The following is a 26,059-nucleotide window of genomic DNA, read 5'->3' on the forward strand; positions in this document are numbered from 1 at the left end:
AAAGAATATGAAAAGAACATATCAACCACACAAAACTCCTAAAAAAAGAACTCATGGCTTCCGCGTGCGTATGAAAAGCAAAAATGGTCGCAAGGTAATCAATGCTAGACGCGCTAAAGGTAGAAAAAGATTAGCGGTATAAAAGATTTTCTAAGTATTAACGACTTAGGAGAGTTTGCAACAATTTATAAAGAAGGTAAAAAGTGGCACTGTGAAGGTGTAATCATCTTTTATACTTTAAGTAAAGAAAAAAAATTTGCTGTTGTTGCTAGTAAAAAAGTTGGAAAAGCTGTCGTTAGAAATAGAGCCAAAAGGCTCTTAAGATCAGCTTTTTTTCAGGTTAAAAATCAAGTCGAAAACGGGAAATACATACTTGTAGCTAAGACAAGTATTACTGAAATTCCTTTTTTAAAATTAGAAAAAAACTTGAAATGGGGTTTGAAAAAAATAGGATGTATAAAATAGCTTGTTTAAAACTTATTAGATTTTACCAGCTCTTTATCAGCCCTTTTAAGCCACAATGCTGCAGGTATTATCCAAGTTGTTCTGAATATGCCTTATGGCAATTTAAAAAAAATAATATTTTTAAAGCATTTGGTGCAGTTTTTTTAAGAATTTTAAAATGCAATCCGTTTTTTAAAGGTGGTATTGATTATCCTAAAATACGCAAGAATACTCTAAACTCAGGTGTATGTTTTAAACCTAGTTTTAATGCTTTAAAACAACTCAATTATTTTTATATCCCTTGCAATGATAATCAATTTTTTTTAATTAAGATTATATTTCCAAAGGACAATCCGTGTCAGAAAATTTATCCCAACAAAAACGCATATTAATTGCCGTTGTATTATCATTTTTATTTTTTGTAGTTTATGATTATTTTTTTATCCCAAAAGCACCACAAAATGAGCAAAATATCACTCATATAGAACAAAACAATTCAGCTCCACAAACTACAACCGCAAATACAAATACACAAGCTCCAAAGACAGAACTTAGTGTTAATCAAAAAGAAGAAATAGCAGTTGTTAAAAGTGAGCATTTTGAAGCACATATTGACTCTTTAGGTAGAATAGCTAAATTTTATCTAAGCGATGAAAAATATAAAGATGAAAATGGTAAAAGCATTAATCTAGTAGATACTTCTTTATCACCTTTGCCACTAGAAATAAGATTTAGTGATGCAAAGATAAATCAAGAGGCATTCAATACAGTATATACAGCTAGTCAAAAAACTATCAATGTAAATGATGAAAATACAACATTAATTCTTACTCAAAATTTAAATGATCTAATAATAACTAAAAAAATCACTTTTCACAAGTATGGAAATTATGATTTAGAAGTAAATCTAAGCAAAGATACAGCTTATTTTATCACTCCAGGTTATCGTCCAAATATAGCAGTTGATAGTTATACAGTACATGGGGTTTTAATCTTAGATAAAGATGATAAAATAACAATGTTAGAAGATGGTGATGTAGAAAATGATGAAAGTTTTTCTAATGTAACCCTTATGGCAGCTTCAGATCGCTATTATAGTGCTTTCTTTTATAATTTCGAAAAACCTTTAAATGCAGTAGTTACTAAAGATAATCACGAAAATTCTATCGTTTTTGCAAGCGCAACTAACAATTTTAAAGCAACCGGATATATAGGTTCAAAAGAGCATGAAATTTTAAGAAGCATTCATGCGGATTTAGATGATGTGGTAGAATATGGTTGGTTTACTTTTATAGCTAAACCTATGTTTGAATTTTTAAATTTCTTACATGGTTATTTGGGTAATTGGGGTTGGGCTATCGTAGTGATGACTTTAATTGTGCGTATTATTCTTTTCCCACTTACTTACAAATCAATGATTTCTATGAATAAACTCAAAGATTTAGCACCAAAAATGAAAGAAATTAGAGAACGCTACAAAGGTGATCCACAAAAAATGAATTTACATATGATGGAACTTTATAAAAAACATGGTGCAAACCCAATGAGCGGATGTTTACCTATACTCATTCAAATTCCAATTTTCTTTGCAATTTATAGAGTTTTACTAAATGCCATAGAACTTAAAGCTGCACCTTGGGCTTTTTGGATTACAGATTTATCTGTGATGGATCCATGGTTTATTTTACCTATATTTATGGGTCTAACTATGTTTATCCAACAACTTATTACACCAATGGCTATACAAGATCCTATGCAAGAAAAGATTATGAAATTCTTACCATTAATTTTCACTTTCTTTTTCTTAACATTCCCAGCAGGTTTAACTTTGTATTGGTGTGTAAATAATATATGCTCACTTATCCAACAAGTAATTGTTAATAAGCTTTTCAAAAACCATAAAAAAGAGGAAATAGCTAAACATGAACATAGAAGCTAAAGACTTACAAACTGCACTCATAGAAGCTTCAAAACAACTTGAGTGCTCTGTGATTGACTTAGAATACGAAGTTATTCAACATGCTAAAGCAGGATTTTTTGGCCTTTTTAAAAAAAATGCGATAATCTGTATTAAAGGACATAAAAAAACTCAAAAAGTCCATAATGAAAAACCTAAAAAAAATCAAAATGAGAAATTTAACAAATATTCTCAAAAAAATTTTGAAAAAAATGAATATAAAAAAGAATATAAAGAAAATTTTCAAAAACCAATTGAAAATATTGCTCAACCTAAAGAACATTACAAAGTAAAAAATGATGCTATTTTTGATTCTTTTCATAAGGAGTCTTCAGAAGAAAAAAACATTGTTTCTTATATTGATGAGATAAAAATTTCACTAGAAAATTTACTAGCAACTTTTGATTTTGATATTAAAGTTGTGCAAGTTAGCGTTTGGGATGAAACCTGTGTTTTAATTAAACTTGATGGAGAAGATGCAGCCTTGCTTATAGGCAAAGAAGCTCACAGATATAAAGCTTTTTCATATTTACTTTATAATTGGCTTAATGCTAAATATAAAATTCAACCAAGACTAGAAATAGCACAATTTTTGGAAAACCAAACCCAAGCTATTGATAGTTATTTAAAAATTCTCATAGAAAAAGTAGAGAACACTGGAAGAGTTCAAACAAAACCACTAGATGGAATTTGGCTAAAACTTGCTTTAGAAAAATTAAGAGAACGCTTTCCTGATAAGTATGTAGCTATCAAACAAAATGACGATCAAAGATATATCGTTGTGAATGATTTTTTGAAGAAAAATGAATGAATGACACGATAGCTGCTATTGCTACAGCTCACGGAGTGGGCTCTATAAGCATCATTAGAGTAAGTGGAAAAAAAGCTTTAGAACTTGCATTAAAAATTACCCACAAAAAAGAACTCACACCACGCTATGCGCACTTATGCAAACTTTATAAAAACAATAGTGACTTTTTAGACGAGGCCTTAGTAATTTATTTTAAAGCACCCTACTCTTTTACAGGAGAAGATATTGTGGAATTTCAACTTCATGGCGGTTTTTCTTTGAGTGAAATTTTACTCGATGAGCTTGTTTTAGCAGGCGCGCGCCTTGCCAATCCTGGAGAATTTAGCAAAAGAGCTTGCTTAAATGGCAAAATGGATCTTTTAAAAGCTTTAAGCATACAAGATGCTATCATGTCAAAATCAACAAGTGCTGCAAATATCATAGCAAAAAATATTAAAGGTGATTTAAGTAAATTTTTAAACACCATTCGAATAGACCTTGTTCAAACTCTTGCTTTTGTAGAAACTAGCATTGACTATGCAGATGATGATTTACCGCAAGATCTACTTGATCAAATCATTACTATGTGTGAAAAAAATTCAAAACTTTTAAGCGATATAGTAGATATTTCCTTAAGTAAAAAAGGTCTTATAAATGGCTTTAAAGTTGCTATTATCGGCAAGCCAAATGCCGGAAAAAGTTCATTGTTAAATTCGCTTTTAGCATTTGATAGAGCTATTGTATCTAATATTGCAGGCACCACAAGAGATCGTATCGAGGAAAGTTTAAAAATAGGCTCACATTTAATTAAAATCATCGACACAGCAGGTATAAGAAACGCAGATGATGAGATAGAAAAAATCGGAGTCAACTTAAGTTATGAAAGCATTAAAGAAGCAGATATTATTATAGCTGTTTTTGACGGATCTAAAGAATTTGAAGAAGAAGATAAACATATTTTACAAGCTTTAAAAGATTGTGATAAAAAAATCATTTATGTTTTAAATAAAAGCGATTTGGCTACCAAATTTAAACATGAAATTAGCACTTCTTGTATACGCATTTGCGCCCAAAAAAACACTCAAGCCATTAAGGAAAGTTTAAATGAATACTTAAATACTTTAGATGGCGATGGAATGCTAATTAGCAATACCTTAATACTCAATGCTTGTAAAAATGCTAGTGAAGCTATTTTGCGTGCAAGAGATTTATTAAAGGAAAGTTCTTTAGAACTTTTTGCTTTTGAATTAAATTTAGCCATAGGAGAAATAGCTCAATTTACCAAAAATTTTGAAAGAGATGAAATTTTAGATGCAATGTTTAGTAATTTTTGTTTAGGAAAATAAAAAGGAGATAATTATGGATAAAGAAGTTATAAAACAACACAAAATTAGCGATGAGGAATATCAAGAAATTTTAAATATACTAGGTAGAGAACCTAATTTATTAGAACTTGGAGTGATTTCTGCAATGTGGAGTGAACATTGCTCATATAAATCAAGTAAAAAATACCTTAATGGCTTTCCAACTAAAGCTCCTTGGGTAATCCAAGGTCCTGGTGAAAATGCTGGAGTAATAGATATAGGCAAAGGAATGGCTGCTGTATTTAAAGTAGAAAGTCATAATCACCCAAGTTTTATAGAGCCATTTGCAGGTGCAGCTACTGGTGTGGGTGGAATTTTACGCGATGTTTTTACCATGGGTGCTAGAGTTGTTGCAGGTATGAATTCTTTAAAATTTGGTAATATCCATGATGAAAAAATAGGCAAACATCAAAAATATTTAGTTAAGGGTGTAGTAAGTGGAATTTCACACTATGGTAATTGTATGGGTGTTCCTACTATAGGTGGAGAATGTGCTTTTGATGAGTGCTTTAATGGAAATATCTTAGTTAATGCTTTTGCACTTGGAACTTGCAAAATCGAAGATATTTTTTATGCAAAGGCTGAAGGTATAGGAAATCCTGTAATTTATGTAGGCTCAAAAACTGGTCGTGATGGACTTGGTGGAGCTGTAATGGCAAGCGATAGTTTTAATGAATCTAGCAAAAGCTTAAGACCAACTGTTCAAATTGGTGATCCATTTGCTGAAAAATTATTAATGGAAGCTTGTTTGGAACTTTTCAAAACTGATTATATAGTTGGAATTCAAGATATGGGTGCAGCAGGACTTACTTCAAGCTCTTTTGAAATGGCAGGACGCAGTGGTAGCGGGATGAAACTTTACCTTGATAAAACTCCTATGAGAGAAGAAGGTATGACTCCTTATGAGTTAATGCTAAGTGAATCTCAAGAAAGAATGCTAATTTGTGCTAAAAAAGGCTATGAAGAAAAAGTTATTGAGATTTTTAATAAATGGGGGCTTGATGCAGCCATTATAGGCGAAGTTACAGATACTGGCAAAATGGAATTATTTTGGCATGATGAATTAGTTGGTCTAATCCCTATTGAACCACTAAGCGAAAAAGCACCTATACTTGATAGACCTGTGGCTAAGCCAAAATACTTAGATGAAATAAAAAACTATCAATTTAAACTTAGCATTCCCACTCAAGAAGCCTTTGAAAAACTTCTTGCAAATGAAAATATCAGCAATAAAGCTTATATTTATGAGCAGTTTGACTCAAGCGTACAAACTAACACTTTAAAAAGCGATGGGGCTTTAGGTGCAAATAGTATTAGAATTAAAGAAAATAATTGCTTGCTTTCTATGGCCATTGAGTGCAACTCAAGATTAAACTATGTAAATCCAAAAATCGGTGCAGCAGCAGCCGTTGCAAGCGCAGGAAGAAAAATAGCATGCTCGGGAGCTAGACCTTTGGCAATTAGTGATTGTTTAAACTATGGCAACCCACAAAACCCTGAAGTAATGTGGCAATTTGCTCAAGGTTGTGAAGGTATTAAACTAGCTTGTAAAGAACTCAATACCCCTGTGGTAAGCGGAAATGTTTCTTTATATAATGAAACCGATGGAGTAAGTATTTTTCCAAGTCCAACCATAGCTTGCGTTGGTATTCACGAAAAAGCAGAAAATGTTTTAAAATCATACTTTAGTAAAGAAACGCAAGCTATTTATTTAATAGGAGAAAGTAAAGGTAGTTTTGGTGGATCTTTGATTGCTAAAGTACTAGATCAAAAAGTCGCAGGAGAGCTTGAAGATATAGATTTTAAAGCAGAATTAAAACTATGGGATTTCTTACTAAAAGCAAACGAAGCAAAATTACTTGATTGTGCTAATAGCATAGGCATAGGTGGTCTTGCTATGACTTTAGCCAAAATGAGCGCAAAGGCGAATTTAGGTATAAATGTAAAAACAAATTTTGAAAACAGAAGTTTTATTTTTGAAGAAAGTCCAACTAGAGTTGTAATTGGTGTTAAAAATGAAGAAAATTTTATTGAATTTGCAAACAAAATGAAAATTAATTTTGCAAAACTTGGAATTTTAAATGAAAAAGATTTCGTTTTAGATGATATTAAGATATCTTTAGTAAAACTACAAAAAATTTATTTTGATAAATTTAAAGAATATTTAGGATAGAAATGCTTTTTGTTTTATTGGTATTAGCAATTCTTGCATTTTATTGGTATTACAAAACTTGGGGCAAAGATGATCTTTTAGGCTCTTTCAAAAAAGGAGCTAAAAGCTTCTCCCAAGGTTTTAAACAAGGCTATCATGAAGAAAGGATTGATGGCTTTAAAAGGAGATTAAACTATTATGTTATAGCGCTTTTAGCAAAAATAGCAAAAAGTGATGGTAGAGTTAGCGAGAACGAAGCAAATATGATCTCACAAATTCTTGATTATAATGCTAAAGATAAAAAAGAAAGAGATTTTTTAAAACAATGTTTTAATGAACATAAAAATACTTTAAATGATACTTTTGATATAGCCAAAGAGTTTATCAAAGAAGTGCCTTTACCGCAACAAGAAAGAATTAATATTTTAAATGTCTTAGTAGCAATGGCTTTGATTGATGGAGAACTTAACAATACCAAAAAAGATGTCTTAAGAGCTATCATTAGAGCTTTTGAACTTGATGTAAATATACTTGAAAAACTTTTAAACTCTATGCAAACACAAAATACAGGTATGAATTTACAAAAGGCTTGTGAAATTTTAGGCTTAAATGAAAATGCAAACTTACAAGAGCTTAAAAAACGCTATAGAGAACTTGCCAAAAAATACCACCCTGATATTTTAAACGCAAACAATAGTGATGAAGAAAAAATCAAAGAAGGTGTTAAAAAATTTCAAGAAATTAATGAATCATATGAATTTTTAAAACAATATATAGAAAGGAAAAATTAATGAAAGCACTAATTAGTGTGAGTGATAAAGAAGGTGTTGTAGAATTTGCTAGCGAACTTACTAAATTAGGTTATGAGCTTTTATCCACCGGAGGTACTTATAAGCTTTTAAAAGAAAATAATTTACAAGTACAAGAAGTTAGTGAATTTACTCAAAGCCCTGAAATGTTTGAAGGGCGTGTTAAAACATTACACCCAAAAATTCATGGTGGAATTTTATACAAAAGAGAAAATGAAGATCATCAAAAACAAGCCAAAGATTACAACATCGAAAGCATAGACTTACTTTGTGTGAATTTATATCCTTTCAAAAAAACTACAATTTTGACCCAAGATTTTGATGAGATTGTAGAAAATATCGACATTGGCGGTCCTGCTATGATACGCAGTGGTGCAAAAAACTTTAAAAATGTCATTGTCGTTTGTGATATTTTAGACTATGATAAAATCATACAAGCCTTAAAAGATAATACTTTAGATCTTGATTTTAGAAGAGCATTGATGATCAAAGCTTATGAGCATACAGCAAATTATGATGCTTACATAGCAAATTATATGAATGAGCGTTTTAATGGTGGCTTTGGTGCAAGTAAATTTATCGTAGGTCAAAAAGTGTTTGACACAAGATATGGAGAAAACCCTCATCAAAAAGGTGCTTTATATGAATTTGATGACTTTTTCACACACAATTTTACAACCTTAAAAGGTGAAGCAAGTTTTAACAATCTAACCGATATTAACGCGGCTTTAAATTTAGCAAGTGCTTTTGATAAAGCTCCGGCAGTAGCCATAGTCAAACATGCAAATGCTTGCGGATTTGCCATAAAAGAAAACTTACTCCAAAGCTATATCCATGCTCTTAAATGCGATACCTTGAGTGCTTATGGAGGAGTTGTTGCTATCAATGGAACCTTAGACAAAGAATTAGCGCAAAAAATCAATGAAATTTATATAGAAGTAATCATTGCAGCAAATGTAGACGATGATGCTTTGGAAGTTTTTAAAGATAAAAAGCGTATTAAAATCTTTACACAAAAAGCGCCATTTTTAACTAGAGCTTATGATAAATATGATTTTAAACACATAGATGGTGGTTTTGTATATCAAGATAGTGATGAAGTTAAAGAAGATGAATTAAAAAATGCGATTTTAAAAAGCGAAAGAAAAGCTAATGAACAAGAATTAAAAGATCTTGAAATAGCTATGAAAATTGCTGCATTTACTAAATCAAACAATGTAGTTTATGTAAAAAATGGAGCTATGGTAGCCATTGGTATGGGTATGACAAGTCGTATCGATGCAGCTAAAGCAGCTATTAATAAAGCCAAGGAAATGGGGCTTGATCTAAATGGTTGTGTTTTAGCAAGTGAAGCTTTCTTTCCATTTAGAGATAGTATAGATGAAGCTAGCAAAATAGGAGTAAAAGCCATCATTGAGCCAGGTGGAAGCATAAGAGATGAGGATATTATTCAAGCTGCTAATGAGTATGGTATCGCATTATACTTTAGCGGCATAAGACACTTTTTACACTAATAAAAGGAGTTTTAAATGTTTAAAAGCATAGGTGCAAAAATATCTTTAGCAATGATTTCTACATTGCTAATTAGTTTTATTATCATGCAGATTATCTTACAAAAAGATTCTCAACAAACTACAGATAGAATCAGCCGTGCACATTTAGATACTTTAAGCACTTCTGTTTTTCAAACATTAAGAATGGCAATGAATTTAGGCGATCCTGCTATTATAGAACAAGCTATAAAAGATGCTGGTGAAATAGAAGGTATAAAAGATATTAAAATTTATCCTTCAAAAAGCACAGTTGAGCTCTTTGAAATACAACATTTTACAAAAAGTGATGAGAGTATTATCAACGAGCAATTTAACAAGCCAGAAATTAAAGCTGTTGAAATCAATAACGAACAAGGACATTATCTAAGACTTATACGCCCACTTATCGCCAATAAAGGTTGTCTTGCTTGTCATGCTAATGCTAAAGAAGGCGATGTTTTAGGTGTTATGGATATGTATAATGATTTAAAACATGTAGATGATGATTTGGCAAGTTCAGCTAGAACTTATATTATAATCTTTAGCGTTGCTTTACTTTTTACCGTTTTTGCCGTACTTTATATCTTGAAAATAGTTGTAGGTAATCCTGTTTTAGATCTTTTAAAACATGCTAAAGAACTAGCTAGCGGCGATGGAGATTTACGCGCAAGAATTAATATAAAAAGCACCGATGAAATAGGTAAAGCTTGCACCTACATCAACCAATTTATTGAAAAAATTCAAAATGCAGTAGTTTCTACTAATAAAAACTCTCAAATGGTAGATAAACAATCTAAACTTTTAAATGCTAATGCACTTGATCTAGCAAATAGAACTAAAGAAGGTCATACAAAAACTGATGAATCTTATCATTTAAGTGAGCAAATTCATACAGAATTACAAGATCTTGCTGAACTTTCAAATAACGCAAATAAAGCCAATACAAAATCTTTTGAAGTTTTAAACACCATGCTTGACTCATTAAATCAAGTAGTAGATAAGGTAAAAGTTGTAGCTGAAAATGAAGATATATTATCTCAAAAAGTAGAAGTTATGGAAAAACAAGCAGAAGAGATTAAAAAAGCTTCTGACATGATGGGAGAAATTGCTGATAAAACCAATCTATTATCTTTAAATGCAGGTATTGAAGCTGCGCGTGCTGGAGAATTTGGTCGCGGCTTTTCAGTTATTGCTGAAGATGTAAGAAATCTTGCTCAAAATTCAGAAGAATTTTTAAAAAATATTGCCATCGTAACCAAACAATTAGTAGATAGTATCAATGAAGTTTCTAAAGAGTTAAAACACAATGCTAACGAAATTAACTCTTTAAATCAAGATGCAAAAGAACTTGTAGAAGGAACCAATGAAGTAAAAGTTTGCAATGAAAATGCAAGAGATTTAGCAAATGCTTGCATGCAAAAAATTTCAAGCACACAAGAAACTTTGCAATCTTTGCTTGATAAAATGCAAGAAACGGTAAAATTAAGTGATAAAAATGAAGAAATTTCAAAAATTTTATTAGATGTTGCTCATGAGTTAAATATAGTTTGTCAAAATTTAGAGGATGAATTAAAACATTTTCATGTATAAATCAAAGGAGTATAAAAATGAAAAAAATAATCACATTAAGTATAGCGAGCTTAGCTATTTTTAGTGGGTGTTCTGTGGCAAATTTAAGTGTTGATGATTTACAAAACAAAGAATTTACTATAAGTTCTTATGAAGCTAATGGAAAAAATCATGAACTTCCTCAAAATACTAAAGCGAGCATTAGTTTTGATAATAAAGATAAAAGAGTTTTTGGTGTATCAGGATGTAATAGATTTTTTGGAAACTATAAAGATCAAGGAAGTAGTATCAAAATAGAAGATAATCTTGCTTCGACAAAAATGCTTTGCGATCAAGAATCTATGAAATTTGAAAACGACTTCTTAAGGTATTTTAACGGAGAATTTCAAATTATTAGTGATGATGATGGAATTATTTTAGAAAATAAGAAAATGAAAATTTATTTAAAATAAGCCTCTAGGCTTATTTTAAATGCTCTAATATATTCTCACAAACCATTCTAGGTTCTTTTGCCTTATAAATAGGTCTTCCAACCACGATAAAATCTGACAGATTATCCTTAGCACACTGTATATCAGCTACTCTTTTTTGATCATCTAAATTTTCTTTAAAAGGACGAATTCCAGGAGTTAGTGTAATAAAATTTGTATTTGTATTTTCTTTAATCAATAAGCTCTCATATACCGAACAAACCATACCATCAAGACCGCTTTCATAGCTAATTTTAGAAAATTCCTTAACAGCTTGTTTGATATCTTGTTTGTATATACTAAAAAATTCTTGCTCATCAAAACTAGTTAAAGCAGATACAGCAAGCACCAAAGGTCTTTTGCTTAAAGCACTTAAACGCTCCATAATCATACACATAGCACTTTTACCTGCACTTGCGTGGATATTAAACATATCCACATCAAGTTTAGCAAGCTCTTCGCAAGCATCTGCCATGGTATTTGGTATATCATAAAGCTTTAAATCTAAAAAGATTTTAAAATCATCCACTTTTTTAATCGCCTCTAAAAGCTTTGCTCCATCTCTTAAATATGATCTAAGCCCTATTTTAACCCAAAGATCTAAACCTTTTAATTCTTTAGCCAAACTAATACACTCATCATAACTTGACACATCAAAAGCCACACAAAGTTTCATTGCTTTTCCTTGTTAATTTTATCCAACACCCCGTTGATAAATTTAGGAGCATTATCTCCTGCCATTTCTTTTGCAAGCTCTATAGCCTCATTAATGATAATCGCTTTTTGTGTAGAAGTAAATAAAATCTCATAAGTACCCAAACGCAAAATGGCCTTTTCTATACTAGCTACTCCATCTAATTTGTGCTCTTTTAAACACTCATTGATTTTCTCATCAAGCAAAGTTAGTTGCTCATTGATACCATCATATAAATCTAGAGTGAATTTTCTTTGGTCATTGCGAATTTTTTTCTCATCCAAAAATTCATTGATAAAATCTTTATTTTCTTGATTTAACTGTGCTGCATAAAGCAAAGAAACTATACTTTGTCTTACTTGGTGTCTAGTAGCCATTTTAAGCCTTAATTTTTTGGATTAAATTAAGCATTTCAACTACAGTAAGCATAGCTTCAAAACCCTTATTACCTGCTTTACTACCTGCTCTTTCTATGGCTTGCTCTAAGGTATCAGTTGTTAAAACTCCAAAACTCACAGGCACATTAGCTCCAAGCCCTACACTTGCTATACCTTTAGTAGTTTCAGCTGCTACATAATCAAAATGTGGTGTACTTCCACGAATTACTGCTCCAACACAACAAATTCCATCAAATTTTTTACTCTCACAAGCTTGTTTTAATGCAAAAGGAATTTCAAAAGCACCTGGCACTAAGATAAGACTTAAGTTTTCTTCCTTGCCCCCATGTCTTAAAAAAGCATCTTTAGCACCTTCAACTAAACGATCTGTGATGATATGATTAAATCTTGCATTGATAATCGCAATTTTCTCATCACCTTTTAAACTTAAATTTCCCTCTATTATCTTCATAATTTTCCTTTTTTAAATGATTTCTTGAATTTTTAAAAGCGTATTTACGCAGTTTTTAAGTCTTGAAAGATCAAGCATATTTGGTCCATCGCATAAAGCTTTGCAAGGATCAATGTGCGTTTCAAAGAAAAATCCATCTACGCCTACACTAGCAGCAGCTCTTGCTAATGGCTCTACAAATTCACTTTTGCCTCCACTACTTCCACCGTTTGCTCCTGGCATTTGCACACTATGAGTAGCATCAAAAATAACTGGAGCATATTTTCTCATGATAACCAAACTTCTCATATCTACGACCAAATTTCCATAGCCAAAACTCGAACCTCTTTCAGCTACAAAAACTCCATTTTCTTTGGCTATTTCAAAACCTTCTTCATTAATGCCTCTAGTTTGTAAAATTTTAGCTACACTGTATTTAATATCTTCAGGGTTTAAAAATTGCCCTTTTTTTACATTTACCTTGGCTTTTGTTTTAGCAGCAGCTACTAATAAATCAGTTTGTCTGCATAAAAAGGCTGGAATTTGTAAAACATCTACAACCTCAGCCGCAACACTTGCTTGAGAACTCTCATGAATATCAGTAAGAATTTGCATGCCAAATTTATCTTTCACTTTTTGCAAAATTTCCAAGCCTTTTTCAAGACCTGGCCCTCTAAAACTATTAATACTAGTTCTATTTGCTTTATCAAAACTTGATTTAAAATAAAAATCAATTCTATCATCTTTTAAAAAGCATTCAAGCTCTTGTGCAACTTTAAAAACAAGTTCTTCATTTTCTATTACACAAGGACCTGCTATTAGTATCATTTTTTTCATTATTTTTCCTTATTTTTTATTATTTTACTTTATTTTTTTCATTTTCTTCAAGCGGAAAAACGCAATTTAAAATAATAGCCGTAATCCCACCTGCTGCAATCCCTGAAGAAAATAAAGTTTTAAACCACATTGGCATAAATTCTAAAATATCAGGATTATTAGAAACTCCAAGCCCTATACCCAAACTCATAGCTATGATGATAATAGAACGACGATTTAGATTTTCCTTAGAAATAATCCTAACTCCCGTTGCAGCTATAGTACCAAACATTACTAAAGTTGCTCCACCTAAAATAGGCTCTGGAATTTGCAAAGTAATATCAGCCACAATAGGAAACAAACCCAAAATCATCAACATAAAAGCTACAATAAATCCAACATATCGACTTGCAACACCTGTTAAAGCTATAACGCCATTATTTTGCCCAAAACATGAATTTGGAAAAGTATTAAAAAAGGCTGAAACAAAGGAATTAAAACCATTGGCCAAAACCCCACCTTTTAATCTTTTTGCATAAAGTTCGCCTTTAACTGGCTGATTTGAAACTTCACTAGTAGCACTAATATCGCCGATAGTTTCTAAAGAAGTTACCATAAAAACTAAAATCAAAGGTAAAATAAGATTATAATCAATACTCAAACCATAATGTAAAGGATCGGGTAAAAACACTAAAGGTAAATTTTCATTAAAATTAAAACTAAAATTTTCAAAATTCATAGCTACTAAAAGCCCTATTATCATAGCTATAAATAAAGAAGAAATTCTTATATAGGCATTATTAAAACGATTTAAAACAACAATACTTAAAATCACAACTCCGGCTAATAATAAATTTTGCAAAGAACCAAATTCACCACTTGCCTTAGCCGCAAATCCACCTCCTGCACTCACAAGGCCAACATTAATCAAACTAAGACCTATAATCATCACAACTATACCTGAAACCAAAGGCGAAATCACTCTTCTAATAAAAGGTAAAATTTGTGAAATAATCATTTCAGTAGTAGAACAAAGCATTAAAGTGCCAAAAATGGCTCCAAGCATTGCTTCTTGCGATAAACCATTATTTTTTAAAACAAGCCCACCTAAAATAATAGGTGCAACAAAATTAAAACTAGTCCCTTGAATAGATAAAAGTCCACTCCCTATAGGACCCCAAGTTTTAATCTGCAAAAGCGAAGCAACACCTGAAGCAAAAAGCGACATACAAATAATTCTAGCCGTATTAGTATCATCTATCCCAAGACCTTTGCAAATTAACAAAGCAGGTGTAATCACAGCAACAAACATAGCCATTAAATGCACTAATGCAGCAAAAAATGCCTTAGCAAAAGGTGGTCTATCTTCTAAACCATAAATTAAATCTGTTTTATTTTCCATTTTTCTTTCCTTTTGTTTGCTTACTAACCAAAATAATTCCTCCTAAAATAATGCTAAAAATTCCTATAAAAACCATTAAGCTAGGAAATTCATCTCCTAATAATATGCCCAAAAATAAAGTAAAAACTACATCTATATAGCTAACTCCTGCGACAACTCCTGCCTTTTTTGCTACTCCATAAGCTTTAGTAACATGAATTTGATACATTGCTCCAAAAATTCCCATCAAAACAATAAAAATCCAAGCTTTAAGACTAGGCATAACAAAAGGAGCAATTAAAAAATCAAGCTCTTTTATTTCATAAAAAGAACCTACAATCATAGACATTAAAGGCATAAGAGTACCAATTAAAACAAAAGATAAAGCTATAAATGGCGCTGGGTATGATTTTCTAAGCTCTCTTACGCTAGTTAGCGCCAAGGCTGCACAAAAACCGCTTAAAATTCCTAAAATACTATTTTTTAAATCAAAACCTGAATGCGTAGTGCTATCTGCAAAAGGCTGACAGATTAATAATACTCCTATAAAAGCAATCAAAATCCCAAAACAAGCTTTTAATCCCAAACTTTCTTTAAAAAACAAAAAAGCAATCAAAGCTATAAAAATAGGCGCTGTTTTTTGAAAAGCAAAAGCTCCACCTAATGAAATATTAGAAACATTATAAAAGAAAAGATATAAAGCGATCGTTCCTATAATACCTCTAAAAATAAGCAGTCCAAGATGTCCGCCATTTTTATGAAAATTTAATTTTGAAAGCGCATAAAGCATAAAAGCTGTGCCTATAATATTTCTAAAAAACATAATTTCAATCGATGATAATTCTTCACTAAGAATTTTTGCACAAGCACCTACAAATGCAAATTCTATAGAAGCAATAATCATAAAATATATACCTAAATTCTTTTTAACTATTCTTAACATATAAATTCCATATAAAATTCCTGTTATTTTAGTCTTTTTTGCTTAATTTTAAGGCAATTTTTATATAATCACAAATAAAAATTTAAAAAATGAGTATTAATGCAAAGTATTATTTTAATAGGAAAACCAAATGTTGGCAAATCAAGTCTTTTTAATAGACTTGCAAGAAAGCGCATAGCGATAACTAGTGACATAAGTGGAACTACAAGAGATACTAATAAAATAGAAGTAGAAATTGATGGCAAAAAAGCTTTGTTGATAGATAGCGGCGGGCTTGATGAGAGTAATGAGCTTTTTAAAAATGTCAAAGCAAATTCGCTTAAAACTGCTAAAAATAGTGATATTATCTTTTATATGGTGGATGGAAAATTTTTACCTGATGATGAAGATAAAGCTTTTTTTTATGAAATGAAAAAACTCAACAAACCCATAGCTTTAGTAATCAATAAAGTCGATAACAAAAAAGATGAGGAAAGATCTTGGGAATTTTCTAATTTTGGAGTAAAAGAAGTTTTTAATATCTCTGTAACACATAATATAGGCATTGATGAGCTTTGTATGTGGGCTAGTAAGTTTTTAGATGAAAGTTATTTAAATACAGATGAAGAAGAAGACTTTGAAAGTTATTTAGAAAATTTTGATGAAAATAGCGGAGATTTTAAGCTAAAAACTATTAATGAAAATCATATTAAAGTGGGAATTATCGGCAGGGTTAATGTAGGAAAATCAAGTCTTTTAAATGCTTTAGTAAAAGAAGAACGTAGCGTGGTAAGCGATATAGCAGGCACTACAATTGATCCTGTTAATGAAAGCATTATGCATAAAGATAAAATCATCGAATTTGTAGATACTGCGGGTATTAGAAAACGCGGGAAAATACAGGGTTTAGAGCGTTATGCACTTAATAGAACTGAATATGCCCTAGCCAATGCTCAAATTGCACTTTTAGTACTTGACGCAGCTGAAGGTTTTAACGAACTTGATGAGCGTATCGCAGGACTTGCTGCTAAACATTGTTTAGGTGTGATTATCGTACTTAATAAATGGGATAAAAGCAAGCTTGATTTTGATAAAACTTTAAAAGAATTAAAACTAGATCGTTTTAAATTCCTAGCTTATGCGCCCGTTGTAAGCGTATCAGCTTTAAGTGGAAAAAGAATACATGTGCTTTTGGATAAAATTTTAGAAGTTTTTGCAAATTTCACCCAAAAAATTCCAACAGCAAAATTAAATGCTTTGGTAGAAGAAGCCACAAGAGCCCACCCGCTACCACATGATTATGGTAAATTAGTGAAAATTTATTATGCAGTTCAATACGACTTAGCACCTCCAAAAATAGCTCTAATTATGAATAGACCAAAAGCTTTACATTTTAGTTATAAACGATATTTACAAAATCAAATTAGAAAACAATTTAACTTTGAAGGTGTACCTTTAATTTTAGCTTCAAGAAAAAAAGGTAGCAAAGATGAGCAAGAAAACTAACCTCCTTTTTGTAGGATTTATGGGCTGTGGTAAAACAACTATAGCAAGGGCTTATGCAAAAAAATATGATAAATTCTTTTTAGATACAGATGTTTTAATCAAAGAAAAATTTAATCTTGAAATTAGTGAATTTTTTAAAACATATGGAGAAAAAAAATTTCGCAAAGAAGAAAAAAAACTTGTTTCGTTTTTAACTTATGTGCAAAATTGTTCTATTGCAAGCGGTGGTGGCTTCATAGAACAAAAAAAAATAAAAAATATTGGTACTATCGTTTACTTAAAAGCAAGTTTTGATTATCTCTTGCAAAGACTAAATAAAGAAGAATTGGCCACAAGACCCTTATTTTCAAACACAAACAATGCTAAAATACTATTTGATCAAAGAATTAAAAAATATGAAAAAAAAGCAAATATCATTATAAACATTGAAAACAAAAATATCCAAGAAATAATTAAAGAAATCAAAAAAGAGGTAAAATGAGAATTATTACAGGATTACAGCCAAGTGGGGATTTACATATAGGAAATTATTTTGGCTCTATAAAACAAATGCTAAATATGCAAGAAGAAAATCAAATGTATATGTTTATAGCAAACTATCATGCTATGACTTCAAATTTTAATGGAGAAAAACTTAAACAAAATTCACTCAAAGCTGCGGCAGCTTTTTTAAGTTTAGGAATTGATCCACAAAAAAGCGTATTTTGGTTACAAAGTGATGTAAAAGAAGTGATGGAGCTTTATTGGATTCTTTCTCAATTTACCCCAATGGGACTTTTAGAAAGAGCACATAGCTATAAAGATAAAATTGCCAAAGGTTTAAATGCCAACCATGGGCTTTTTTCTTACCCTGTTTTAATGGCTGCAGATATTTTACTTTTTAATGCTCAAGTAGTTCCTGTAGGTAAAGATCAAATTCAACATGTTGAAATAGCAAGAGATATAGCTTTAAAAGCAAATAATGAATGGGGTGAAATTTTTACCCTACCTCAAGCTAAAATTAATGATGAAGTTGCAGTAGTACCTGGTACTGATGGAGCTAAAATGAGCAAGTCTTATCAAAACACAATCGATATTTTTAATACACCAAAAGCTATTAAAAAACAAATTTCTTCTATTGTTACAGATAGCACGGCTTTAGAAGATCCAAAAGATTGGCAAAATTGTAATGTATTTAAAATCGCAAAATTGTTTTTAGACAAAACAAAACAAGAAACTTTAAAAAGTCGTTATGAAAAAGGTGGCGAAGGTTATGGGCATTTTAAAATGTATTTAAATGAAATCATTAATGAGTATTTTGCCTCGGCTAAGGAAGAATATGAAAAATTACTAGCTAATCCTTCTAAAATCGATGAGATTTTAGAATTTGGAGCAAGCAAAGCAAAAAAACAAGCCCGAGAAACAATGGAAAAAATTTATGCTAAAATAGGACTATAAAAGGAGTTAGAATGTTAGATTTAAAACTTTTGCAAAATAATTTTGATGAAATTGCACAAAAACTAAAAGCTAAAAAAGTAGATGAAAATTTACTCAAAGAACTTAGCGACTTATTTATAAATTTAAAAAAAGAAAAAGCACTTTTGGAAGAATTTCAAGCTTTTCAAAATAAATTTAGTAAAGAGCTTGCAACAGCACAAGATAAAGAAAGCTTAAAAGTACAACTAAGCCAAAATAAAGAAAAAATCAATACTCAGTCAAAAATCGTTAGCACGCTAGAAGAAAAACTAGAACAAATTGCCCTAGCAATACCAAATATCCCTGATGATTGCGTGCCTTTTGGAGAAGATGAAGATGAAAATGTAGAATTAAAAAAAGTTCTAACACCTCCTAGTTTTGATTTTGAAATCAAAGAACATCATGATTTAGGAGAAAAATTAAACTGGCTTGATTTTACAAGAGGGGTTAAAATCTCACAAAGTCGTTTCTGTGTGCTTAAAAATGAAGGAGCTTTACTAAGTAGAGCCTTGGTAAATTATATGATTGATTTTAATAGAAGTAGAGGTTTTGAGCTAGTCAATGTACCATTTTTAGTAAATAGCGCGACCATGTATGGCACAGGACAGCTTCCTAAATTTAAAGATGATATGTATAAGGTAGAAAATGATGATTTATATCTCATCTCAACTTCTGAAATTCCTGTAACTAATCTTTATTCTAATGAAATTTTAACTCAAGAAGAACTACCCTTAAAAATGACCTGCTATAGTGCTTGTTTTAGACAAGAAGCAGGGAGCGCGGGTAGAGATACAAGAGGTATTATAAGGCAACATCAATTTGAAAAAGTAGAGCTTGTTAGTATATGTAAGCCTGATCAAAGTGAATTGATGTTTGAAGAAATGTTAAATTGCGCCAGTGATTTACTAAGCTCTTTGGGCCTAGCACATAGGCATTTAATGCTTTGCACGGGAGATTTGGGCTTTTCTGCTGCGAAAACAGTAGACTTAGAAGTATGGCTTCCATCGCAAAACAAATACCGTGAAATTAGCTCTGTGTCAAATTGTAAAGATTTTCAAGCAAGACGTGCAAAGATCCGTTTTAAAAACGATAAGGGCAAAAATGAATTAGTTCACACACTTAATGGTTCTTCGCTAGCTGTTGGTAGAACCTTAGTAGCTATTATGGAAAATTATCAAGAAAAAGATGGAAATATAAGAATTCCTGATGTATTAAGAAAATACTTTTAAGAGAAAACATGGCCGAAGAAGTAACACCTAAAGAACAAGATAATCAAGAAAAAGCTTTTTCAGAGATTGATGAAAATCCAGGAGTGGAAGAACAAACTATCCCTCCTGGCACAATACCTCCTGAATTAGAGGAAGAAGAAAGTACTTTTCAAAGAGTAGAGGAAGAACCTCAAGCATCACAACCTGAAGAAAAGAAAAAGCTTTTTGATAAAAAATTTCTTATTTTGATTTCAACACTTGGTGCTCTTGCTCTAATTTTATTTATTATTTTAGTTTTACTTCTTGTTTTTAAAGAAGATAAAAAAGTAATCACAAATAATCCAATTTTAGAAGATAATGTTAGTACAAGTATCACAAAGGTGAAACAATCTGCTTTAGATCTTGTAGTACAAAAGGCAAATTTATTATATGAAAAAGGTGATATAGAAAGTGCTTTAGAGCTTTATAATAATATTAATATTTTCAATCAATCTTTATCTAGTTATAATCTTGGTGTAGCTCAAATGAAACAAAAAGATTATATTAGTGCTGTTGAGAATTTCAAACAATCTTTAGAATTAGAAGAACACAAAGTTGCAGCAGCTATTAATATAGCTGTGTGTTATTTTAATCTAGGCGATAAAGAGAAATTTAAATATTATCTTGATTTAGCAAGAGTACATTTACCACAAGATTCTAAATCTTCTTTGTATGATTATTATCTAGGATTAATTAATTACTATCAAGGATTTTATCCAGAGGCTTTACAAATGTTCATGCGTTCAAGTAATATCAACAGCTATCAAGGGGAGTCTTATTACCTTGGGGCAAAAATTTACGCATTATTAAAATCTGACCAAAACGCCATTAATCTTTTGCAAAAGCAACAAGATTATGAAGCAAGCTTACCCTTAGGTTTATTATATGCAAAACTAGGAGAGTATAAAAAAGCTAAAGAATATCTTGAAAAAGCATCAAAAATAGAAAATCAAGCCATAAGAAGCAAAATGGCTCTAGCTTTAGTAGAATTAAAAACAGGCCAATTTGACAATGGTGCACAAATTTTAAAAACTTTATATGTAAAAGATAGAGCTATTGGCTCAAAATACTATAACATAAAAACAAGACTAAAAAGAAATTTTTCAAATATTGATATAGCGCAGCAACATTTTGCCAAAAGTTTAATCACAGGAAAACAACAAATTTATGATTTACTTTTTTATTTTTCACCTTATCGCGTTTTTGATATAAAACAAAGCATGGAACTCATCACAAAAGCTGATTTGGGAAATTTCATACAAGGGTATGAGTATGAAAATGAATTGCTTGTTAAAAGCAAAGCTTTATCAGGCGTTAATGTGGAATTATCTCATGCTATCAATCTAGCTTTTAATTTTCATCTAAGAGAAGCAAATCAAGAATTTAAAAATTTAAGTGAAATTTATCATGCTCACGATGTAATTCATTATAATCTTGCTTTAACTTATGCACAACTGCAAGATTATAATAATGCATATAAACATTTTTCAACTGCTTATCATTTAAATCCAAAAAATTATATTGCAGGTATTTTTGCCATATATTGCATGGATTTAGTAAAAAAAGATTATACCAAACTTGCTAATGAACTTTTGGAAAATTTACAAGCAGATAATAATATCGATCAAAATCATAATATCTATAAATATTTACTATATCTAGTTAAAAGTGACTTTACTGCTATGATTCCTTATTTAGACAACCTTTCAAATAGCAAAAATACTCCTTTGGAATTAATGTTTGCTATAGTAGCTGCTAATGGCAATAATCTTGAAATTTTAAGAAATCAAAAAATAAAAGAATTAAAAGATTTGCTCGGTGAGGATATTATTAGCAATATTTTATATTTTAATTCTAAAAACACAAATCTTGATATTAAAGAGTATGCCAAACAAGCACAAATGTATTTTTTAACAACCAAGCTTGATTATAATTCTTTATTTGGTGGAGCTGGTATAGTTAAAGACAGCTATGTGACACTTATGCAAATTACAGGCTTGTTAAATCATGTTAGAAATGACATAAAAAAAAGACTTGCTATGAGTAATAAAAATTCCATCGGGCTGATTTTTGCTCTAGCTTATGTTGATATTTTTGCTAAAGAATATCAAGAAGCATATACGCTTTACAATATCTTAATAGATGATTATAAAATCAAAGATGCACAAACTTTATTTTTAGCCGCAGTAGCAGCGATAGGTTCTAATAATCCAAATTCAGCCATAGCTTTACTAGAGCTTGCAAAATTAGAAAATGAAGAAACCTTAGAAGCAAGACTTGCACTAGGACTATTATATCATGAAGTTCAAAATTTAGAACCTGCTATGTTTCAATATGAAAAAGTAGGGAATAATTTTGAAAGTAAATTTTTTACTTTTGATATTAAAAATTAGTATTTTCATAAAATAAGAAAATACTAATTAACTATCAAAAAATATAATTATAAATTACAAATTAGATTATTATAAAATATACATGAGGTTAACTTTATGAAGTGGCTCCGGATGTAGGATTCGAACCTACGACCAATCGGTTAACAGCCGACTACTCTACCGCTGAGCTAATCCGGAACATCAATAAATAAGAAATGATATTATATAAGAAAAAAACTTTTTTGTCAAGATTTTTTATAAAAAATTACGCTTTTTTGTAAAATTTTACTCCTGCTAAATTTTCTACAACAACTTTTCGTTCTTTAATTAATTTTTCTAATATATCTTTACTATGCTGACTAAATTTGTTTTCTATATCAAATTCACTTTGCGCTCTAAGCTGCAGCATCTTCAAGAGCTCTTGGATATTAAAATCAATTTTTTCACCTTTGTAATAATGTTTAGCAAGCACAACAGGCACACTAGTAATATACATACTTAATTCTTCCAACTTTTCCAAAGATATACCTTTAACAGGATACGCAGGCGGTCTATCTATAGTGCTAAAATCCACTCTTGATGGTCTTATCTTGTCAAATGCTTCATTTAAAGCCAACATCTCATCTTTGTTATCATTCAATCCCTTGACAATTAAAACTTCCATAACAAGCTCACCCAAAAATTTCTCTCTAAAGGCGATCATTTGTTCTATCATTGTTTCAAGTTTTATTTGCTTTAAAGCCCTATCAACTCTATAAAAAGTTTTTTCCATTGCACTATCAAGACTAAATTTAACTACATCAATATACATTAAAGCATCAAAAATATCCGAATTTAAAACTCCACTACCATTGCTTAGGATTAAGAGTTTTTTATCTTGTTTTATTTTATTTAACTCATAAACTAATTCTTTTAAATGAGGATATAAAGTAGGCTCACCATTTGCAGTTAATGTTAAAAAGTCAAATTGCACATTACTTTTCAATACACTTTGTACTTCATCGATAATATTTTTTATTTTAGGATAAATTAAAGATTTTTCCAAAGGTTTTGCAGCTTGTAATTCACAATAAACGCAGTCAAAATTACATTGTTTTTGATTTGGACTTAAATCAATTCCCAATGAAAGTCCAAATCTTCTTGAACTTATAGGCCCAAAAGTTATTTTACTCACTTTTTAGATTTCTCTTGAACTAGCTTGATAAAATATTTAGCATTATCAACAGGAATATCAGGTAAAATTCCATGTCCGAGATTAAAAATATGTGCACTATCTTGCATAATATTTAAAATTTTATCCACACCTTGTTCAATAGCTTTTTTATCATAGAGTCTGCAAGGCTCCATATTACCCTGCAAAGTATATTTAGCGCCTAGTTTTTCCTTAGCCAACTCTAAAGGGGTACTCCAATCTACTCCAAAGACATCAAAATTTCCATTTATATCATCTAAGAACCCACTTACCCCTTTAGGAAATAAAATCACAGGAATATGCGGATATTTTTCCTTTATAAAATCAGCAATTTCAAGCATATATTTAAAAGAAAACTCAAAAAACATTTCTTTTTCTAAAGCACTTGCCCAACTATCAAATATCTGTATAGCATTAGCACCTGCTCTAATTTGCTCTTGAATATAATACTTTAAAACAAAAGTAAGTTTAGATAAAATTTGATGTAAAAATTCAGGATTTTGATAGACTATTTTTTTACACTTTGCATAATTTTTACTACTACCACCCTCTATCATATAAGTAGCAATAGTCCAAGGACTTCCACAAAAACCAATCAAAGCTTTATCTTGTGTAAGTTTTTCTCTAGTAAATGCTAGTGCATCATAAACATAAGAAAGATTTTTAATGCTTTTTTCAACATCTAATCTTTCCAATTCTTCTTTTGTTTTAATAGGATTTGAAAATATAGGGCCCTCGCCTTTTTCAAATTTTAAATCCATACCCATTTCTAAAGGTACTACCAAAATATCTGAAAAAATAATAGCTGCATCAACACCCAAAATATCTACTGGTTGTAAGGTAACTTCACTCGCTTTTTTATAATCTTTACAAAGTGATAAAAAATCTCCAGCGCTTGCTCTAACCTGCATATATTCAGGTAAATATCTTCCTGCTTGGCGCATCATCCAAACTGGAGTATAAGGGGTTGACTTTTTAAAACATGCATCAATAAAAATCATTTTTATTCCTTATTTTAATGATCACTTTTGTGTAAAAAATAAAGTCCTATACAAAGAGCTAAAATAGAACCTGCAAGATAAGTCATATCCAAAACCGTATTTAGTTGCATTTGTAAAATTCTTTGGAAAAAATTTACAACTAAAACCATAATAATAACTTTTGCAAGTTTATCTTTTAGTTGATCTAAACTGTGCACTTCTAAAACTTTTGACTGTTTAGTTTGTTTAAATTCTTCTATTTCACTAATAAAAAGTTCATAAATTCCAAAAGAAAATATAAATAAAACTAAAGCCATTAAATATAAATCTACAGCCCCTATAATCAAACCAACAATATCCTCATGCAAATCTACCGTAGAATTAGGTAACATAAAATACTCAAATACATATTTTAAAACTTTAATCACATCATAACTTGCAATAAAAAATAAAACAAAAGCTCCTATAAGGCCAAAAATTACAGGCAAAATAGTGACTAAACGGCTCTTAACCAATAAATTCTCAAAAAATCTTTCTAGCATTCTTCTCCTTTTTAAACTAACTCTAGCCATTTTTGTGCAATACGCACTGCATTTGTAGCAGCTCCTACACGAATTTGATCAGCCACGCACCATAAGTGTAAAATATTTTTATGATTAATATCGCGTCTAATTCTTCCTACATAAGTTTCATTAGTATCGCTTGTAAAAAGTGGCATAGGATATTTTTTATTTTCTACATCATCAATCACAACAACACTTGGTGCTTTAGAAAGTATCTCTCTAACCTTAACAACATCAACATCTTTTTCAAAATGCATAGTAATAGCTTCACTATGACTTCTAAGCACAGGAACTCTTACGCAAGTTGCTGAAATTTCAAGTTTTTTATGCAATATTTTTTGCGTTTCATTTACCATTTTTAATTCTTCTTTAGTGTAGCCATTTTCACTAAAAACATCAATTTGAGGAATTAAATTTAAAGCTAAGGTATATGGAAAAGTTTTTGCCTCAAATTCATCTAATTTAAAAGCAAAAAAACTTTGCATTCCTTGAACTAATTCTTCCATACCTTCTTTACCTGCACCACTTGCTGCTTGATAAGTACTTACATCTACCCTTTTTAGATTAAATACATCATCAAGTGGTTTTAAAACATGCACCATTTGTATAGTAGAGCAATTTGGATTAGCAATAATTCCTGTTTTTTCCCAATCTTTAATATCTTCGCTATTGCATTCAGGAACTACCAAAGGAACATTTTCATCCATTCTAAAATGACTAGTATTATCAATCACTACAACACCACACTCTACTGCGTATTTTGCATACTCAGCACTTATGTTTCCTCCGGCACTAAAAAAAGCAATATCTACAGGATTTTCTTTAAAAACATTTGGAGTTAATTCTTTTACTTTATAACTTTTTCCTCTAAATTCTACTTCACTACCTGCGCTTTTTGCACTTGCTAATGGTAAAATACTTTCAACCGGGAAATCAAGCTCATCCAAAACATTTAAAAGCTCTTCTCCGACTGCTCCAGTTGCACCTACAATGGCTATTTTTTTCATCATCCATCC

General features: G+C 30.6%; 26 protein-coding genes and 1 tRNA gene. 16 read left to right on the forward strand and 11 right to left on the reverse strand.

Annotated features, from left to right (window positions below; translation table 11 throughout):
• The first annotated feature begins 7 nt into the window (after positions 1–7).
• Genes rpmH through L8X27_RS05540 form a run of 11 tightly spaced genes read left to right on the forward strand, consistent with a single transcriptional unit; the run spans position 8 to position 11,069 of the window.
• Positions 8–142 (forward strand): 50S ribosomal protein L34, encoded by a 135-nt coding sequence (gene rpmH / locus L8X27_RS05490; RefSeq protein ID WP_012661270.1) that lies wholly within the window; start codon positions 8–10, stop codon positions 140–142.
• Positions 139–465: a ribonuclease P protein component gene (rnpA, locus tag L8X27_RS05495; protein ID WP_082018444.1), complete on the forward strand. Its 327-nt coding sequence runs from the start codon at positions 139–141 to the stop codon at positions 463–465. Before rpmH ends, rnpA begins: the two co-directional genes overlap by 4 nt.
• The gene (gene yidD, locus L8X27_RS05500; protein WP_220566776.1) at positions 453–836 is read left to right on the forward strand and encodes a membrane protein insertion efficiency factor YidD; all 384 of its coding nucleotides are present in this window, start codon (positions 453–455) and stop codon (positions 834–836) included. Before rnpA ends, yidD begins: the two co-directional genes overlap by 13 nt.
• Positions 800–2,383 carry a membrane protein insertase YidC gene (yidC, locus tag L8X27_RS05505; RefSeq protein ID WP_263662157.1) on the forward strand — a complete coding sequence of 528 codons (1,584 nt, stop codon included), beginning with the start codon at positions 800–802 and terminating at the stop codon, positions 2,381–2,383. The genes yidD and yidC overlap by 37 nt, the downstream gene beginning before the upstream one ends.
• A complete protein-coding gene (locus L8X27_RS05510) occupies positions 2,367–3,212 on the forward strand; it encodes a Jag N-terminal domain-containing protein (RefSeq protein ID WP_133319314.1) in 846 nt (281 codons plus the stop codon). The genes yidC and L8X27_RS05510 overlap by 17 nt, the downstream gene beginning before the upstream one ends.
• On the forward strand, positions 3,209–4,537 hold the full coding sequence (mnmE, locus tag L8X27_RS05515; protein WP_263671465.1) for a tRNA uridine-5-carboxymethylaminomethyl(34) synthesis GTPase MnmE: 1,329 nt from the start codon (positions 3,209–3,211) through the stop codon (positions 4,535–4,537). The genes L8X27_RS05510 and mnmE overlap by 4 nt, the downstream gene beginning before the upstream one ends.
• Positions 4,538–4,550: 13 nt before the next feature.
• On the forward strand, positions 4,551–6,728 hold the full coding sequence (gene purL / locus L8X27_RS05520) for a phosphoribosylformylglycinamidine synthase subunit PurL (protein ID WP_263666749.1): 2,178 nt from the start codon (positions 4,551–4,553) through the stop codon (positions 6,726–6,728).
• A gap of 2 nt (positions 6,729–6,730) precedes the next feature.
• Positions 6,731–7,498 carry a DnaJ domain-containing protein gene (locus tag L8X27_RS05525; protein ID WP_133319317.1) on the forward strand — a complete coding sequence of 256 codons (768 nt, stop codon included), beginning with the start codon at positions 6,731–6,733 and terminating at the stop codon, positions 7,496–7,498.
• Positions 7,498–9,030 carry a bifunctional phosphoribosylaminoimidazolecarboxamide formyltransferase/IMP cyclohydrolase gene (gene purH / locus L8X27_RS05530; RefSeq protein ID WP_133319318.1) on the forward strand — a complete coding sequence of 511 codons (1,533 nt, stop codon included), beginning with the start codon at positions 7,498–7,500 and terminating at the stop codon, positions 9,028–9,030. The genes L8X27_RS05525 and purH overlap by 1 nt, the downstream gene beginning before the upstream one ends.
• Positions 9,031–9,045: 15 nt before the next feature.
• The gene (locus L8X27_RS05535; protein ID WP_263671464.1) at positions 9,046–10,638 is read left to right on the forward strand and encodes a methyl-accepting chemotaxis protein; all 1,593 of its coding nucleotides are present in this window, start codon (positions 9,046–9,048) and stop codon (positions 10,636–10,638) included.
• Positions 10,639–10,655: 17 nt separating this feature from the next.
• Entirely contained in the window at positions 10,656–11,069 is a 414-nt protein-coding gene (locus tag L8X27_RS05540) for an META domain-containing protein (protein WP_133319320.1), read from the forward strand.
• Positions 11,070–11,079: 10 nt separating this feature from the next.
• On the opposite strand, the gene pyrF is transcribed toward L8X27_RS05540, so the two are convergent.
• The 6 genes from pyrF to L8X27_RS05570 are packed head-to-tail and all read right to left on the reverse strand — an operon-like array spanning position 11,080 to position 15,749.
• Entirely contained in the window at positions 11,080–11,763 is a 684-nt protein-coding gene (gene pyrF, locus L8X27_RS05545) for an orotidine-5'-phosphate decarboxylase (protein WP_263665646.1), read from the reverse strand.
• A complete protein-coding gene (gene nusB / locus L8X27_RS05550; RefSeq protein WP_263664753.1) occupies positions 11,760–12,158 on the reverse strand; it encodes a transcription antitermination factor NusB in 399 nt (132 codons plus the stop codon). Before nusB ends, pyrF begins: the two co-directional genes overlap by 4 nt.
• A 1-nt stretch (position 12,159) precedes the next feature.
• Positions 12,160–12,630, reverse strand: a complete 471-nt coding sequence (ribE, locus tag L8X27_RS05555) for a 6,7-dimethyl-8-ribityllumazine synthase (RefSeq protein WP_012661257.1) — start codon at positions 12,628–12,630, stop codon at positions 12,160–12,162.
• 12 nt (positions 12,631–12,642) lie between these two features.
• A complete protein-coding gene (gene kdsA, locus L8X27_RS05560) occupies positions 12,643–13,446 on the reverse strand; it encodes a 3-deoxy-8-phosphooctulonate synthase (RefSeq protein ID WP_263662353.1) in 804 nt (267 codons plus the stop codon).
• Between the two features lie 19 nt (positions 13,447–13,465).
• A complete protein-coding gene (locus tag L8X27_RS05565) occupies positions 13,466–14,827 on the reverse strand; it encodes a uracil-xanthine permease family protein (RefSeq protein ID WP_263671463.1) in 1,362 nt (453 codons plus the stop codon).
• A complete protein-coding gene (locus L8X27_RS05570) occupies positions 14,817–15,749 on the reverse strand; it encodes a DMT family transporter (RefSeq protein ID WP_263671462.1) in 933 nt (310 codons plus the stop codon). Before L8X27_RS05570 ends, L8X27_RS05565 begins: the two co-directional genes overlap by 11 nt.
• 99 nt (positions 15,750–15,848) lie before the next feature.
• Here L8X27_RS05570 and der point away from each other — a divergent pair, with 99 nt between their 5' ends.
• Genes der through L8X27_RS05595 form a run of 5 tightly spaced genes read left to right on the forward strand, consistent with a single transcriptional unit; the run spans position 15,849 to position 22,329 of the window.
• Positions 15,849–17,234 (forward strand): ribosome biogenesis GTPase Der, encoded by a 1,386-nt coding sequence (gene der, locus L8X27_RS05575; RefSeq protein ID WP_263671461.1) that lies wholly within the window; start codon positions 15,849–15,851, stop codon positions 17,232–17,234.
• Positions 17,218–17,715, forward strand: a complete 498-nt coding sequence (locus tag L8X27_RS05580) for a shikimate kinase (protein WP_133319327.1) — start codon at positions 17,218–17,220, stop codon at positions 17,713–17,715. The genes der and L8X27_RS05580 overlap by 17 nt, the downstream gene beginning before the upstream one ends.
• Positions 17,712–18,671, forward strand: coding sequence for a tryptophan--tRNA ligase (trpS, locus tag L8X27_RS05585; RefSeq protein WP_263671460.1), 960 nt, complete (start codon positions 17,712–17,714; stop codon positions 18,669–18,671). The genes L8X27_RS05580 and trpS overlap by 4 nt, the downstream gene beginning before the upstream one ends.
• A gap of 11 nt (positions 18,672–18,682) precedes the next feature.
• The gene (gene serS, locus L8X27_RS05590; RefSeq protein ID WP_263666755.1) at positions 18,683–19,918 is read left to right on the forward strand and encodes a serine--tRNA ligase; all 1,236 of its coding nucleotides are present in this window, start codon (positions 18,683–18,685) and stop codon (positions 19,916–19,918) included.
• 8 nt (positions 19,919–19,926) lie between these two features.
• Complete coding sequence (locus tag L8X27_RS05595; protein WP_263671459.1) at positions 19,927–22,329, forward strand: tetratricopeptide repeat protein; 2,403 nt, start codon at positions 19,927–19,929, stop codon at positions 22,327–22,329.
• 102 nt (positions 22,330–22,431) lie between these two features.
• On the opposite strand, the gene L8X27_RS05600 is transcribed toward L8X27_RS05595, so the two are convergent.
• The 5 genes from L8X27_RS05600 to L8X27_RS05620 all read right to left on the reverse strand — a co-directional run bounded on the left by L8X27_RS05600 (position 22,432) and on the right by L8X27_RS05620 (position 26,050).
• Positions 22,432–22,506, reverse strand: a tRNA-Asn gene (locus L8X27_RS05600).
• 67 nt (positions 22,507–22,573) lie between these two features.
• The gene (locus L8X27_RS05605) at positions 22,574–23,482 is read right to left on the reverse strand and encodes a radical SAM protein (RefSeq protein ID WP_263671458.1); all 909 of its coding nucleotides are present in this window, start codon (positions 23,480–23,482) and stop codon (positions 22,574–22,576) included.
• Complete coding sequence (gene hemE, locus L8X27_RS05610) at positions 23,479–24,501, reverse strand: uroporphyrinogen decarboxylase (RefSeq protein WP_263671457.1); 1,023 nt, start codon at positions 24,499–24,501, stop codon at positions 23,479–23,481. Before hemE ends, L8X27_RS05605 begins: the two co-directional genes overlap by 4 nt.
• A 14-nt stretch (positions 24,502–24,515) precedes the next feature.
• Positions 24,516–25,022: a YqhA family protein gene (locus L8X27_RS05615; protein ID WP_087699510.1), complete on the reverse strand. Its 507-nt coding sequence runs from the start codon at positions 25,020–25,022 to the stop codon at positions 24,516–24,518.
• 11 nt (positions 25,023–25,033) lie between these two features.
• A complete protein-coding gene (locus L8X27_RS05620) occupies positions 25,034–26,050 on the reverse strand; it encodes an aspartate-semialdehyde dehydrogenase (RefSeq protein ID WP_263681128.1) in 1,017 nt (338 codons plus the stop codon).
• Between the last annotated feature and the right edge of the window lie 9 nt (positions 26,051–26,059).

Source organism: Campylobacter sp. CNRCH_2015_1657, assembly GCF_025772685.1.
GTDB lineage: Bacteria > Campylobacterota > Campylobacteria > Campylobacterales > Campylobacteraceae > Campylobacter_D > Campylobacter_D lari_D.

What these genes read in the sequence shown, in the direction of transcription:
- rpmH (WP_012661270.1), top strand. Translation starts at nt 8, where the DNA reads ATGAAAAGAACATATCAACCACACAAAACTCCTAAAAAAAGAACTCAT.
- yidD (WP_220566776.1), top strand. Translation starts at nt 453, where the DNA reads ATGTATAAAATAGCTTGTTTAAAACTTATTAGATTTTACCAGCTCTTT.
- L8X27_RS05510 (WP_133319314.1), top strand. Translation starts at nt 2,367, where the DNA reads ATGAACATAGAAGCTAAAGACTTACAAACTGCACTCATAGAAGCTTCA.
- mnmE (WP_263671465.1), top strand. Translation starts at nt 3,209, where the DNA reads ATGAATGACACGATAGCTGCTATTGCTACAGCTCACGGAGTGGGCTCT.
- purL (WP_263666749.1), top strand. Translation starts at nt 4,551, where the DNA reads ATGGATAAAGAAGTTATAAAACAACACAAAATTAGCGATGAGGAATAT.
- L8X27_RS05525 (WP_133319317.1), top strand. Translation starts at nt 6,731, where the DNA reads ATGCTTTTTGTTTTATTGGTATTAGCAATTCTTGCATTTTATTGGTAT.
- purH (WP_133319318.1), top strand. Translation starts at nt 7,498, where the DNA reads ATGAAAGCACTAATTAGTGTGAGTGATAAAGAAGGTGTTGTAGAATTT.
- L8X27_RS05535 (WP_263671464.1), top strand. Translation starts at nt 9,046, where the DNA reads ATGTTTAAAAGCATAGGTGCAAAAATATCTTTAGCAATGATTTCTACA.
- L8X27_RS05540 (WP_133319320.1), top strand. Translation starts at nt 10,656, where the DNA reads ATGAAAAAAATAATCACATTAAGTATAGCGAGCTTAGCTATTTTTAGT.
- pyrF (WP_263665646.1), bottom strand. Translation starts at nt 11,763, where the DNA reads ATGAAACTTTGTGTGGCTTTTGATGTGTCAAGTTATGATGAGTGTATT.
- nusB (WP_263664753.1), bottom strand. Translation starts at nt 12,158, where the DNA reads ATGGCTACTAGACACCAAGTAAGACAAAGTATAGTTTCTTTGCTTTAT.
- ribE (WP_012661257.1), bottom strand. Translation starts at nt 12,630, where the DNA reads ATGAAGATAATAGAGGGAAATTTAAGTTTAAAAGGTGATGAGAAAATT.
- kdsA (WP_263662353.1), bottom strand. Translation starts at nt 13,446, where the DNA reads ATGAAAAAAATGATACTAATAGCAGGTCCTTGTGTAATAGAAAATGAA.
- L8X27_RS05565 (WP_263671463.1), bottom strand. Translation starts at nt 14,827, where the DNA reads ATGGAAAATAAAACAGATTTAATTTATGGTTTAGAAGATAGACCACCT.
- L8X27_RS05570 (WP_263671462.1), bottom strand. Translation starts at nt 15,749, where the DNA reads ATGTTAAGAATAGTTAAAAAGAATTTAGGTATATATTTTATGATTATT.
- der (WP_263671461.1), top strand. Translation starts at nt 15,849, where the DNA reads ATGCAAAGTATTATTTTAATAGGAAAACCAAATGTTGGCAAATCAAGT.
- L8X27_RS05580 (WP_133319327.1), top strand. Translation starts at nt 17,218, where the DNA reads ATGAGCAAGAAAACTAACCTCCTTTTTGTAGGATTTATGGGCTGTGGT.
- trpS (WP_263671460.1), top strand. Translation starts at nt 17,712, where the DNA reads ATGAGAATTATTACAGGATTACAGCCAAGTGGGGATTTACATATAGGA.
- serS (WP_263666755.1), top strand. Translation starts at nt 18,683, where the DNA reads ATGTTAGATTTAAAACTTTTGCAAAATAATTTTGATGAAATTGCACAA.
- L8X27_RS05595 (WP_263671459.1), top strand. Translation starts at nt 19,927, where the DNA reads ATGGCCGAAGAAGTAACACCTAAAGAACAAGATAATCAAGAAAAAGCT.
- hemE (WP_263671457.1), bottom strand. Translation starts at nt 24,501, where the DNA reads ATGATTTTTATTGATGCATGTTTTAAAAAGTCAACCCCTTATACTCCA.
- L8X27_RS05615 (WP_087699510.1), bottom strand. Translation starts at nt 25,022, where the DNA reads ATGCTAGAAAGATTTTTTGAGAATTTATTGGTTAAGAGCCGTTTAGTC.
- L8X27_RS05620 (WP_263681128.1), bottom strand. Translation starts at nt 26,050, where the DNA reads ATGAAAAAAATAGCCATTGTAGGTGCAACTGGAGCAGTCGGAGAAGAG.